Below are 13161 nucleotides of genomic sequence, written 5' to 3'. Positions count from 1 at the left end.
GAGTCGGGCGGGCTTCGGGGTCAGAGCAGCGGGGCGGGTCGGTAGCCGGACCACTCGGGGTAGGTGGCGGCGAGTTCCTCGATCCGCGCCACCACGGCCGCGACCTGGTCGGTGGCGGCGCCGGTGAAGCCGATCCGGTCGGCCAGGAGGGCGTCCAGCCGAGCGCGGTCCAGCGGCAGCCGCTCGTCCGCTGCGAGCCGGGCCATCAGGTGGTTGTCCCCGCCCTCGGAGCGCATGTCCAGGGCCGCGCCGACGGCGTGCTCCTTGATGATCTCGTGGGCGGTCTCCCGGCCGACGCCCGCGCGCACCGCCGCCATCAGGATCTTGGTGGTGCCGAGGAAGGGCAGGTAGCGCTCCAGCTCGGCGCCGACCATCGAGGGGAAGACCCGGAACTCGTCCAGGACGGTGAGCATCGTCTCCAGCATCCCGTCGAAGGCGAAGAAGGCGTCCGGCAGCGCGACCCGGCGCACCACCGAGCAGGACACGTCGCCCTCGTTCCACTGGTCGCCGGACAGCTCGGCGGCCATCGAGGCGAAGCCGCGCAGCACGATCATCAGGCCGTTGACCCGTTCGCAGGAACGGGAGTTCATCTTGTGCGGCATGGCCGAGGAGCCGACCTGGCCCTCAGCGAAGCCCTCGGTCACCAGCTCGTCGCCGGCCATCAGCCGGATCGACCGGGCCAGCGAGGACGGGCCGGCCGCCAGCTGGACCAGCAGGCTCAGCACCTCGTAGTCCAGCGAGCGCGGGTAGACCTGGCCGACGCTGGTGAGCCGGTGCGCGAACCCGAGGTGCCCGGCCACCCGGTCCTCCAGCTCGGCCAGCCGGGCGCGGTCCCCGCCGAGCAGGTCCAGCATGTCCTGGGCCGTCCCCATCGGGCCCTTGATGCCGCGCATCGGATAGCGCTCGATCAGCTCCTCCAGCCGCACCAGGGCGGTCAGCACCTCGTCGGCCACGGTCGCGAAGCGTTTGCCCAGCGTGGTGGCCTGGGCGGCCACGTTGTGCGAGCGGCCGGCCATCACCAGTTCGGCGTGCTCGGCGGCCAGCGCCCCGAGCCGGGTCAGCAGCGCGACGCAGCGGCCGCGCACCAACAGCAGGCTCTCCCGGATCTGCAGCTGCTCGACGTTCTCGGTGAGGTCCCGGGAGGTCATCCCCTTGTGGATGTGCTCGTGCCCGGCCAGGGCGTTGAACTCCTCGATCCGGGCCTTCACGTCGTGCCGGGTGACCCGCTCGCGCGCCTCGATGGACGTGTGGTCGATCCGGTCGAGGACCTTCTCGTAGTCGGCCACCACGCCGTCCGGGACGGCCACGCCGAGGTCGCGCTGGGCGCTCAGCACGGCCAGCCACAGCCGGCGTTCCAGCCGGATCTTGTTCTCGGCCGACCAGAGTTCGACCAGCTCGGGCGAGGCGTAGCGGGCGGCCAGGACGTCGGGGATGTCGGTCTTCATGGTCCTGCTTTCCGAGTGGGGTGTCGTCCGCACGGTCTTCCGCACGGCGTGTGCCGGTGCGGCGAGGTCCCGGTCAGGGGACCTCGGTGGTGATCAGGCCCTGGTTGTTGGCCCGGGTGAACCAGAAGCTCCGGATCAGGCCGCGGTTCTTGAGGTCCCAGGCCCACCGTTCGGCGTCCTGCGGGCGCCGGGTGAAGGCGAAGCAGGCCGGGCCGGTGACGCTGAGCGCGATCGCGTCCACCGACGGGGCGGCCCGGCCGGCCTCCAGCACGTCGGCCACCGCCTCGCCCTGGAAGGCGATCTGTGCCTGCTTGAAATGGCCGGTGAAGGTGATCTCGTTGACTGCCGCGCAGAACGCGTCGAAGTCCTGTTCCAGGACGGCCGGGGCGAGCCCCATGAAGACCAGGTGGGAGGTGCGCCAGGACTCCTCGGCCGGGATCGGCGTGACCGAGTGGAACCAGTCCAGCTCCTCCTGTCCGCCCAGGTGGCGGCCGTGGGTGAGCAGCACCAGGATCGGCCAGTCCGGGAAGTCGAGCCGGACCACCGGTTTCGGCGGTGCCACCTGCGGGGCGAACCGGCTCGGCCGCAGGTACTTCTGCGGCTGCCCGGCGAAGTCCGGCGGGTTGACGTGACCGCCGTCGACAAGGAAGCCGCCGTACGCGGACAGCCCGGTGCTGGCGCCCGAGGTCCGACCGCGGCCGAGGACGCGGGCCAGTTCCCGCCGGTCCGGGTCCACACCGCACAGCCGGCCGTAGGCATGGCCGACGGCCAGCAGCGTGCTGGTCTTCGAGCCGAAGCCGCTGTGCTGCGGCAGCGCTTCGAGGACGTCGATCCGGGCGGCCGGGCCGTCCCACAGCTTGCGCAGGGTCTCCACGGCCGCAGCCAGTTCGCGCGCCGTCTCCTCGGCGGTGCCGGTCACCGCGACGATCCCGTCCGCGGCCTCCCGGACCTCGGCGGTCAGGCCGGGCCGGTCGACGGCCATCGCGGCGATGCCGTTGCGGCGCAGCGAGCCGCCGTCGAGGCTGATCAGGGTGAAGCTCAGCCGGGCCGGAGCGGACACCCGGACGGCACCGCTTCGGTCGGATCGGTCATGTGCCATGGTGAGATCTCCGGTTGATCGTCGATCACGGTCGCGGGCGAGCCGGTCCGGACGCGGAACACGGGGTCCGGGGGGCCGCTGGATTCCGGGCGGCCGGTCGTCTCCGCCGGGCCCCTCGCAGGCCGTCGGCGCATCACGCCCCTGGGCAGCCGAACACAGCTGCAAGGCCCGCGGCGAGGCAATCTTGGACCGATGTCGGATCCACCGTCAATCGCCTCTCCCCGTCGGACCGCTTCTCACCTGGGGTGTCACATCCGTGATCGCCGTTTCGTCTCAGGAGTGGAAGCCGACCATCGCGATCGCACGTCGCGACCACCGAAACGGAGGCCACCAGTGGCTACGCGGAAGGTCAACGAATCCCTGACCCGGGTCGGACCGGGCACGCCCATGGGCCGCCTGCTCCGCGAGTACTGGCTTCCGGTCATGCGCAGCGAGAGGCTCGCGGAGCCCGGCGGAGCGCCCGTCCCGGTCGAGCTGCTCGGCGAGAAGTACGTGCTGTTCCGCGGCGCCGACAGCAGGGTCGGCTGCTTCGACGAGGCCTGCCCGCACCGCGGCGCCTCGCTGGCGCTGGCCCGCAACGAGGACTGCGCGCTGCGCTGCGTCTACCACGGCTGGAAGTTCGACGTCTCCGGCAAGGTGCTGGACACCCCCTCGGAGCCCGAGGACGGCGGCCGGTTCGCCTCCCGGGTCTCGCTCAGGCACCACCCGGTGGTGGAGGCCGGCGGCGTCATCTGGGTGTGGCTCGGCGGCACCGGACGGGAGCCCAACGCCTTCCCCGCGTTCCCCTTCACCAAGCTGCCGGCCGATCAGGTCTTCGCCACCGTCGCGCTGGTGGACTGCAACTGGCTCCAGGGCGTCGAGGCCGACATCGACTCGGCGCACGTCTCCCTGCTCCACGAGACGGAGGCCCGCAACGGCCCGCTGCGCGACCTGCTCGACGACACCGCCCCGCGCGACGAGATCGACGAGCAGCCGTACGGGCTGCGCTACGCCGCGATCCGCTCGCTGTCCTCCGGCGACTCGCTGGTGCGGATCAAGCCCTTCGCCATGCCCTGGTACACCGTGGTGCCCGAACTGCCCACCGGTGACCGGCTCTGGCACGCCTGGGTGCCCGTCAACGACCACCGGACCATCATGTGGTACTTGTGGTGGAACGAGGACAAGCCGGTCGACCCGACGTACTTCGCCGAGCAGTTCGGCCTGGACCTCGACCGGCTCAACCCCGACAACATCCGCGAGGGCTACACCCGCGAGAACGCCTGGGGCCAGGACCGCGGCGCGATGGCCGACGGCCGCAGCTTCTCCGGCATCCGCGGCCTGGTGCTCCAGGACGTCGCCGTGCAGGAGAGCATGGAGCCGATCGTCGACCGGACCATCGAGAACCCGGGCAAGAGCGACCGCGGCATCGTCCGCGCCCGCCGCTACCTGCTGGACGCGCTGGAGACCCACGCCGGCGGCGGGACCCCGCCGGGGCTCGGACCTGACGCCGACTACGGCACCGCGACCTCCGCCAACATGGTCGTCCCGGCCGGCACCGACTGGCGCGACCTGGTCTCCTGAGCCGGCCCGCCCGGCCCGCCCGGCAGACACGCCATCCGGAGGAGGAACCGCCATGGCCCACGTGCTGTCCATCTCGGGAAGTCCGTCCACGACCTCCCGCACCACCGCCCTGCTCCGCCACCTCGACGCCCGTCTCACCGCCCACGGCCACCGGGTGGTGCCGCTGGACGTCCGGACCCTGCCGGCCGAGGCGCTGCTCGGAGCCGACCCCCGGCACCCGGCCGTCGCGGCGGCGGCCGGACTCGTCGAGGCGGCCGACGGGATCGTGGTCGGCACGCCCGTCTACAAGGCCGCCTACTCCGGGCTCCTGAAGTCGCTGCTCGACCTGCTGCCGCAGCACGCCCTCGCCGGGAAGGTGGTGCTGCCGCTGGCCACCGGCGGCAGCACCGCGCACGTCCTGGCGATCGACTACGCGTTGCGCCCGGTCCTCACCTCGATGGGCGCCGCGCAGATCACCCCCGGCTGGTTCACCCTCGACCGCGACATCACCGTGCGGGAGGACGGCACGGTGGCGGTCGCCGAGCCGGCCGCAGACGCCCTGGCCCAGGTCACCGACCAGTTCTCCGTAGCCCTCGGCGGGCGCGCCGCGCTGTCCGCGGCCTCCGCCTGAGCCCCCTCTCCCCCTTCCTGTTGGAGTCCATGTGAAGCGCTGGTCCACCAAGGACTTGGAAATCCTCCGCCCGGCGAGTGACGGCCGCCCCGGTGACGGCATCCTCACCTTCACCGACCGCTACTCGGTGTACGACTTCGGCGTGATGCCGGACGAGATCCCCGGCAAGGGCATCGCCTCCGCCACCATGGCCGTGCACTCCTTCGGACTGCTCGCGGCCGCCGGCGTACCGACCCACTTCGTGGAGCAGGTGGACGAGCGCTCGCTGCGGATCCGGCTGCTGGACATCGACCTCCAGGGCCGCCGCGCCGTCACCGGCCCGGGCGGGATGATCCCGCTCCAGGTGGTCTACCGCAATGCTCTGCCGCGGGAGTCCTCCGTCCACCGCCGCACCGCAGCGGGCACCCTGGACCCGGCGCTGGTGCCCCCGTACGGCGACGACGGCGCGCCCTGGCTGGCCTCCCCGATGGTGGAGTTCACCACCAAGTTCGAGGAGACCGACCGCTTCGTCACCGCCGAGGAAGCGGCCCTGGTCGGCCGGGTCACCTCCGACGACCTGGCCGGGATCGCCGAGCTGACCCGCACCGTGGCCGGGGTCCTGACCGCCCACGCGGACGCGGTCGGGCTGCGGCTGGCGGACGGCAAGGCCGAGTACGGCTTCGACGAGCACCGCCGTCCGCTGCTGATCGACCACGTCGGCACCCCGGACGAGAACCGCTTCTACTTCCACGGCACCCCGGTCTGCAAGGAACTGCTGCGGCTGCTCCACCCCGGGCTGCGCGACCAGGTGCAGCAGGACGTGCGCAACGGCACGCCGCGCTCCCGATGGCCGCGTCCGGCGCGGCTGGGCGACCGTCTGGTGACCGCCACCGCCGAGGTCTACGCGGCGCTCAGCGCACTGTGGACCGGCGGCCGTCCGGACACCCCGCAGCCCGGGCAGCGGCTCACCTCGGCGGTCGAGGAGTTCCACGCCGCTCTGCCCGAGGCACAGTTGCTGGAACGGGTCGGCCTGGTCGGGGCACCGAGCAACTGAGGAGGGGCCATGGGGGTCGGGGACGCGACCGTGGCGGCCGAGGTGACCGCCGCGCTCCGCCGCGCCGGAGTCGGGGCCGACGGCTCCACGCGCCGCAGGGCGGAGTACTCCGGCGACGCCTCGCTCTACCGTGTCGTCCCGGCGGCCGTCGCGTTCCCGCGCAGCGCCGAGGAGGTGATGACGACGCTGGAGGTCTGCCGATCGCTCGGCGTTCCGTTGACGGCCCGGGGCGCCGGGACGTCGATCGCCGGGAACGCGGTCGGCCCCGGTGTCGTCCTCGACTTCTCCCGCCACCTCAACCGGGTGCGCCGGATCGACCCGGAGGCCCGGACGGCACAGGTGGAGCCGGGAGTCGTCCTCGACGACCTGCAACGGGCCGCCGCCGTCCACGGCCTGCGCTTCGGCCCCGACCCGTCCACCCACAGCCGCTGCACGATCGGCGGGATGATCGGCAACAACGCCTGCGGCTCCCGCGCTCTGGGGTACGGGCGCACCGCCGACAACGTGCTCGAACTGGACGTGGTCACCGGCACCGGCGAGCGCCTCACCGCCCGCAGGGGCGCAGAACCGTCCGGCTCACCGTCCCTCACCGCGCTCTCCCGCGTGGTGCAGGACCGGCTGGCCGTCATCCGCACCGAACTCGGCCGGTTCGGGCGGCAGGTGTCCGGCTACTCCCTCGAACACCTGCTGCCCGAAAAGGGTTTCGACGTCCCGGCCGCCCTCACCGGCTCCGAGGGCACCCTCGGCGTCCTGCTCGGGGCGCGGCTGCGACTGACCGCCGTTCCGGCCGCGACCGCCCTGGCCGTGCTGGGCTATCCCGACATGGCCGACGCCGCCGACGCCGTCCCCCGGCTGCTGCCCTGCGGGCCGGACGCCGTCGAGGGCCTGGATCGGCGCATCGTCGACATCGTGCGCGGGCTGCGCGGTGCCGCCGCCCTGCCTGATCTCCCGCGCGGTGGCGGCTGGTTGCTGGTCGAGGTGCCGGGCGCCACACCGGCCGCGGCCCGGGCCGGCGCGGCCCGGTTGATCGCCGCCGCCGGGGCGCTGGACTCCCGGCTGATCACCGACCGGGGGGAGGCCGCGGCGCTCTGGCGGATCCGCGAGGACGGCGCCGGCCTGGTCGCCCGCACCGGCCGCGCCCATCCCGGCTGGGAGGACGCCGCCGTGCCGCCCGCCCGGCTCGGCGCCTACCTGCGGGAGTTCGAGGCGCTGCTGACCGACCACGGCCTCACCGGCATTCCGTACGGGCACTTCGGCGACGGCTGCGTGCACGTCCGACTCGACTTCCCGCTCGAACGACGGGGTGGCCCGGCCGCGTTCCGCGCCTTCCTGGAGCAGGCCGCGCACCTGGTCGGCCGGTACGGCGGTTCGATGTCCGGCGAGCACGGCGACGGCCGCGCCCGCAGCGAACTCCTCCCGCACATGTACTCTCCCGCCGCGCTGGAGGCCTTCGGCGCGGTCAAGGCCGTCCTCGACCCCGACGGCCTGCTCAACCCCGGCGTCCTGGTGGACCCGGCCCCGCTGGACGCCGATCTCCGGCTTCCCGCCGCCGCCCCGCTGCGCACCGGCCTCGCACTCGGCCACCGCCGCGACGACGGCGACTTCACCCGGGCCGTGCACCGCTGCACCGGTGTCGGCAAGTGCCGCGCGAGCAGTCCGGCCCCCGACTCCGTGATGTGCCCCAGCTACCTGGCCACCCGGGACGAGAAGGACTCCACCCGGGGCCGTGCCCGGGTGCTCCAGGAGATGGTCAACGGCACGCTGGTGCAGGGCTGGCAGGCCCCCGAACTCGCCGAGTCGCTGGACCTCTGCCTGGCCTGCAAGGGCTGTTCCTCCGAATGCCCCAGCGGCGTCGACATGGCCGCCTACAAGGCCGAGTACCTCCATCAGCGCTACCGCGGCCGACTGCGCCCCGCCTCCCACTACTCGCTCGGCCTGCTTCCGTACTGGGCCCGCCTCGCCGCCCTCGCCCCGGGGCTCGCCAACCGCGCCCTGGCCGGGCCGCTCGGCCGGCTTGCCCGACGGGCCGCCCAGGTGGACCCGCGCCGGGACCTCCCGCGCTTCGCCCCGCGGACCTTCCGCCAGTGGTTCGCCGCCCGCCCCCGGCCGACCGCTGCCGGCGAGCCGGTGCTGCTCTGGGTCGACACCTTCACCAACCATTTCGCCCCGCACGTCGGCCGGGCCACCGTGAGGGTCCTCGAGGGAGCCGGCTACCGGGTGCGGATCCCGGACCGGCAGCTCTGCTGCGGCCTCACCACCATCAGCACCGGACAGCTGGACCTCGCCCGCCGGACCCTCGGCCGCAGCGTGGACGCCCTGGCTCCGCACGCCGAGGCCCGTGTCCCGATCGTAGGGATGGAGCCGTCCTGCACCGCGGTCCTCCGCGGCGACGCCGCCGAGCTCCTCGGCGCCACACCGGCCGTGGCGGCCGTCACACGCGCCACCCGCACCCTGGCCGAGCTGCTCGCCGACACCCCCGGTTGGACGGCCCCGTCCCTGGCCGGTACCCGGATCGTCGCCCAGCCGCACTGCCACCACCGCGCCGTCCTCGGCTGGACCGCCGACCGCGAACTGCTCACCCGGGCCGGCGCAACCGTCCAGGCCGTCGACGGCTGCTGCGGGATGGCCGGGAACTTCGGGGTCGAACGCGGTCATTACGAGACCAGTGTGCAGGTCGCCGAAAACTCCCTGCTGCCCGCCGTCCGCGCCGCCGGGCCGGACACCGACCTGCTCGCCGACGGCTTCTCCTGCCGCACCCAACTCGACCAGCTCGCCAACCGCGAGAGCCTCCACCTCGCCGAACTCCTGGACCGCCGATGACCACCAAGCGCCCCCTCCTGATAGGCACCGTCACCCTCGACTACCTGCACGAGGGACCGGTCGGCCGCGCCCTGCCGCCTGCGGCACTGCGCTGGGGCGGCGTCATCCACAACGTCGCCTGCGCGATGGCTGCCCGCGGCAGCGGCCCGCTCCTCCTCACCGCGGACTACACCGGAGACCTCGCCCCCGCCGTGAACGCACACCTCGCGGCCCACGGCGTCGACCGGATTGCGCTGCCCGTCCCGACCCCGCTTCCCCTGTTCGAGGCCCAACTGCTCGACGGCTCGGTCGTCGACAAGCACTTCGTCGGGCAGGAGGCGCTCGACCTGCTCACCCCAGAGCTGCTCGGTACCCGAGCAGACCTGTTCGACGAGGCATCCGTCATCGTCTCCGGCACCGACGGCCACCCCGCCACCCTGGCCTGGCTGTGCGCCACCGCCCGCGAGCGCGGCGTCCCGTTCTGGCTGCTCTCCGCCGATCCGACCGAGGTCCACAAGCTCGTCCCCGAGGGCGAACAGGCGACCTTCGTCTCGCTCAACGCCCGCGAGCTCGCGCTCTGGGCCGGAACCGAGGTACCCGGTCTTCCCGCGCTGTCCGAGCACGAGGCGATCTCCGCCGCGCGCAAGCTCGTCCCCGCGGACGGCCACGCCCTCGTCACCCTCGGTGTTCAGGGTTCCGTCCTCGTCCCCGGGGACGGCGGCCCCCTGCTGCACCAGCCCGCGCCCACCATCGACGGGCAGCCCCTCACCGTCGGCGCCGGCGACATCCTGTTCGCCTGCCTCCTCGCTGCTCGGCTCAGCTCCACTCCCTGGGCCGAAGCCCTCCGTGAGGCCGCCTCCCTCACCACGAAGTACCTCGCCGCATCGACATTCGCCGCCTTGCGGCGTGCTGTCCCGACAGGTCGGTGACGCGGGTGGCCGCTGATGCCGGTGGGGGATCGGTGGAAGCCGGACCGGTCCAGCCAGTCGGGAAGCGCTTCCTGCCGTTCCCTGTCTGGACTGCGGGGCCCCCGGCGCCCGCATCCGGGAGGGAGTCAGCGCTGCTCCCCCTGCTCCATGGTGATCTCGTACCGCACGCCCCCGTGCTCGGCGCCTTCGAGCCTCTCCATGTCGGGAGGAGTGGGGAGGGTCTCCACGAGCCTCATCCCCAGCTTCTCCACGACCTTGCGCGACCCGCGGTTCACAGCCATCGTCTCAGCCCAGACCATGCGCACTCCGAGTGCGGTGAACCCTTTGTGCAGCAGGGCCTGCGAGACCTCGGTGGCGTACCCGTTGCCCCAGGCCGCCCGCCGCAGCCGGTAGCCGAGTTCGGCCTCGTCCCGGGGGCCGTCCGGCCCGGGGCGCAGGCAGAACCAGCCGATGAACCCGCCGCTGTCCCTCTCGTGCGCGGCGAACAGGCCGAGGTCTCCGCCCCACCTCTCGTAACCGGCGATGATGAACGGCAGGTGCCGTTCGCGGACGGTCTCCGGAGCGGTCGCCTCGCCCCCGGTCAGGTAGCGCATCACCGCCGGGTCGCTGTCCAGCTCGATCAGCAGCTCGGCGTCGTCGGCCGTGAAACGGCGCAGCACCAGGCGCTGGTCTCCAGGTAGGTGTCCATGCAGAGGATCTCGCCCGGGGCGGACAGGACCGATCAACGAGTTGTCCCGACTGCTGCCCGCCCCGGTCGTGCCAGGATGCTCGGCATGCCTGCTCGCGCGCTGGGCTTCGGCGCGATCGCCGAGGCCTGGGGGAGGGCGCGCGGCACCCGGCTCCGCGTGGTGGCCAGGAATCCCCATCCCCGGGGAGACCTGCAGATCGGCGGCCGCGTCTTCATCCCTACGGTCGCGGTCGTCCTCCGGTTCGACAAGGACGTCGACGTCACCGGTCAGCAGGCGAGGCGGCGGGCGCATTCGAGCAGTCCGACGTCCTGGCCGAGCAGGGCGTGGACCTGCTGCCGGCGTGCGCGGGTGGTCTGCTCGCGCACGCCCCCGGGGCGGGCCGGGCTGACGGCGCCGTCCCAGCAGACGGCGTGGGAGCGGACCTCGGCGTGGACCTTCTCGCACAGGTTCTTGCCCCAGGTGCCGGCGGTCGGCCCCCTGCATCGCGTCGGGCAGGGCCCGGCGGATCGCCTCGATATCGGGGGGTTCGCGCAGCCATGCGGTCGCCGCCTCGGCGCCGCGGCCGGGCAGGACGTCGATCCGCCGGCCTGTCTCGGCGTCGATGATGATCGTCGCGTAGCGGTGGCGGCGCTTGAGGGCGAAGTCGTCGATGCCGATCACCTTGGGCACACCCAGCGGCGGTGTCGGCAGGAGCATCAGCAACCACAGGGCGGTCGAGCGGGAGATGCCGCGGCTCAGGGCGCTGGAGAGGCGGGAGGCCGCTCGGCCGGCCAACTCCTTGGCCACACGGCCGAGCGGGTCGGCCAGGCGGTGGGTGCGGCGCTGGTAGCGCTCCACCAGGCCGGAGACCTGCTCGCGGAACGTCTGGCGCGGGCAGCCGAGGACCGGGCACACCAGGCGCCGCAGCCGCGTCGCGACGATCACCCGCCGCTCGTCCACCGGGACGTCGGCCACGGTGCGGTCGTGGAAGCCGTGGACCTTCGCCGTCGGCGCCCCACAGGCCGGGCAGGGCACCGGGCCACCCCGGGTCCGCGCGGCCACCCGGATCACCGCGCCCTCGTCCGCGACGTCCTCGACAACCAGCGCCGACAGACCGGAGAACACCATGTTCACCAGGGTGTTGGCATCGAGCACGCCCGAGCACGGCGTGCCGTCGCTGATCGCTACCACCGATTACGGGACAGAGCCGGCCGCTGGCCGGCGAGGTGCCTGTCGCCGGGCGCCTTCTTCGGCCCCGATGCGGGCGGGGGTGCCCCCGGGCGGAGCCGGGGGCGCCGCTGCAGGCGCGGGACCGGTCCGGCTCGCCGGCCGCGCTCAGCTCGACCCCGAGGACGCGGTGCGGGGAGTCGAAGACTCCGGCCTCCTGCTGGCGGCCCGGCCGCCGCCAGCAGGGGGCCGGAGCCGAAGCCCAGCTCCAGGGGCGGCTGTCGCCGGGTGGTCCCGGTGCGCAGGGCGGAGCAGGAGCCCCCGCAGGCCCCCGAGGTCCTCCGCCGGTCGCGGACCAGCAGACCGCTGCGGCCACGGCGACAGCAGCGGCCCGACCGGCGCCCGCGCGTCGTCTCCGACCTGCGGCTTGCTTCCCGCGCCCACCCGAGCGGCCCAACGGCCGAGCGGTCACGGCCGACCAGGACCGATGCACGAGATCGTGCCACGAGCTCCGAGGAGGTGGCCTTTCAAGGCGCAGCCGTCGGACGGGCGCAGAACTCTCGAGGCCCCTGGCCTGCGAGGCCTGCGGTGCGCAAGCCGCTCGCAGTGACCGGCGCGCCGGTCCTAGGATCCCGAAGGACCCGACGCGTAGAGCTTGCGCGCATGGCGGGAGTAGGCCTTCGGCCCGAGTGCGGGCATGATCAGCCGGGGAACGAGAGGTGCTGACGACAGCATCAACTTGACCACTTCGGGTTCTGCGATCGAGGCCAGCATGCCGAATACGATCGGCAGCTGGTTTTTGGGGAGGGCATTGATCGCGTGGTCTCCCAGCTGGTGCCATTCTTTCGCGGTTATGTAGTCCGGAACAATCGGGAGGATCTCCTTCTCCTCGATCGCAAGATGCTCGTCAAGGAGCCGGCACAGGAGTGCCAGGCAGTCGGCGAGCGCCTCTCCCGAGTCCCGCGAAGGCCGATTTCGCCACGCGCTCAGCAGGTCGGACGACTCGGCAATTCGCTCCGCGATCTCCTCGTGCTGGCTCTCCATGACGGCCACTGCGGCTTCGATGCGGTCGCTCGCCCGCTCGAGCAGCTTGGGCCACAGAAGGTCATCCTCGCCCTTGTGGTGGAGGTGGAGGAAGGTCTCCATCAGCTGGACGTGATCGGCAACGATCTCGGCGCGCTGTATGTCTCCGGGCCTTACCTGCCTGATCAGGTCGGGCATGCGACCGTAGCTTCGTCGAAGTGCCTCATGGACGACCAGCATGTCCCGGGCATCGGCACGATCAGCATCACTGTGACGCATGGGGTAATACCTTCCTGAGCAAGCCGTGGTGAAGTACTTGGGCTTTGTTGTCACCCTGCGCCGCCCGCTGTCCGTGCTCCGGCTGGGCGAGGCGGTGCTGCGCGCGGCATCGGAGCGGTTTCGGCGCCGGCGGTTGTCGGCTGCGCGACACCTCGACCCTCCGGTGGCTCGAGAAGAACGCCAGCGACCTCATTCAAGCGCAATCATATGATCGACTTGGACACCATGTCCAACGATGTGCCCAAGCTAACGTGCTCGCACGCTTCCAGGACCATCCGCCCCTGAGTCCCGCGGGTCGGGAAGCCACCCTGCGGCCGAGGCGGTCGGCCTCCCCTGCCCGGGGCGCCGCGCCGGCGCGGCCCAAGACGCCTGCGTGCGGGAGCGGATGCGGGAAAGGGGGGCGCAAACCGGTACCCATGAGCGACTCTGTCGGGGATCTTGAGGTTCCAGGGACAAGGCTGGTGGCGGTTCGGGACACTCCGGGTGGTTCGGTGCAACCGTCTCCCTGAGGTGATCAGTGTCCGTTCGCTCCCGGTCCGGTGCGATAGT

Annotated in this window: 8 protein-coding genes and 2 pseudogenes; 5 read left to right on the top strand and 5 right to left on the bottom strand. The window is 72.7% G+C overall.

Features of this window, described 5'->3' with window-relative positions; all coding sequences use genetic code 11:
• Positions 1-20: 20 nt before the first annotated feature.
• Positions 21-1445, bottom strand: coding sequence for an adenylosuccinate lyase (purB, locus tag LO771_RS26695; RefSeq protein ID WP_230747261.1), 1425 nt, complete (start codon positions 1443-1445; stop codon positions 21-23).
• 73 nt (positions 1446-1518) lie between these two features.
• A complete protein-coding gene (locus LO771_RS26690; RefSeq protein WP_230747260.1) occupies positions 1519-2544 on the bottom strand; it encodes a beta-ribofuranosylaminobenzene 5'-phosphate synthase family protein in 1026 nt (341 codons plus the stop codon).
• A 333-nt stretch (positions 2545-2877) separates the two neighbouring features.
• Between LO771_RS26690 and LO771_RS26685 the strand changes: the two genes are divergently transcribed.
• Genes LO771_RS26685 through LO771_RS26665 form a run of 5 tightly spaced genes read left to right on the top strand, consistent with a single transcriptional unit; the run spans position 2878 to position 9475 of the window.
• Positions 2878-4104, top strand: coding sequence for a Rieske 2Fe-2S domain-containing protein (locus LO771_RS26685; protein WP_230747259.1), 1227 nt, complete (start codon positions 2878-2880; stop codon positions 4102-4104).
• Between the two features lie 52 nt (positions 4105-4156).
• Positions 4157-4714, top strand: a complete 558-nt coding sequence (ssuE, locus tag LO771_RS26680; protein WP_230747258.1) for an NADPH-dependent FMN reductase — start codon at positions 4157-4159, stop codon at positions 4712-4714.
• A 31-nt stretch (positions 4715-4745) separates the two neighbouring features.
• Positions 4746-5747 carry a phosphoribosylaminoimidazolesuccinocarboxamide synthase gene (locus tag LO771_RS26675; protein WP_230747257.1) on the top strand — a complete coding sequence of 334 codons (1002 nt, stop codon included), beginning with the start codon at positions 4746-4748 and terminating at the stop codon, positions 5745-5747.
• A gap of 9 nt (positions 5748-5756) precedes the next feature.
• The gene (locus LO771_RS26670) at positions 5757-8567 is read left to right on the top strand and encodes an FAD-binding and (Fe-S)-binding domain-containing protein (protein WP_230747256.1); all 2811 of its coding nucleotides are present in this window, start codon (positions 5757-5759) and stop codon (positions 8565-8567) included.
• Positions 8564-9475: a carbohydrate kinase family protein gene (locus LO771_RS26665; RefSeq protein WP_230747254.1), complete on the top strand. Its 912-nt coding sequence runs from the start codon at positions 8564-8566 to the stop codon at positions 9473-9475. Before LO771_RS26670 ends, LO771_RS26665 begins: the two co-directional genes overlap by 4 nt.
• A gap of 125 nt (positions 9476-9600) precedes the next feature.
• Here LO771_RS26665 and LO771_RS31740 read toward each other — a convergent pair.
• From LO771_RS31740 to LO771_RS26650, 3 genes and pseudogenes are all read right to left on the bottom strand, one after another.
• Positions 9601-10080, bottom strand: a pseudogene (locus LO771_RS31740) (GNAT family N-acetyltransferase); the annotation flags it as partial.
• A 359-nt stretch (positions 10081-10439) separates the two neighbouring features.
• Positions 10440-11268 (bottom strand): annotated as a pseudogene (locus LO771_RS26655) (transposase family protein); the annotation flags it as partial.
• Positions 11269-11934: 666 nt separating this feature from the next.
• Positions 11935-12573, bottom strand: coding sequence for a hemerythrin domain-containing protein (locus LO771_RS26650; protein ID WP_255744904.1), 639 nt, complete (start codon positions 12571-12573; stop codon positions 11935-11937).
• Positions 12574-13161 lie beyond the last annotated feature (588 nt).

The organism is Streptacidiphilus sp. ASG 303, assembly GCF_020991365.1.
In the GTDB taxonomy this organism is placed as follows: domain Bacteria; phylum Actinomycetota; class Actinomycetes; order Streptomycetales; family Streptomycetaceae; genus Peterkaempfera.
The sequence above is the reverse complement of the archived record's forward strand: the minus strand, read 5'-3'. Positions and strand labels throughout refer to the sequence as shown.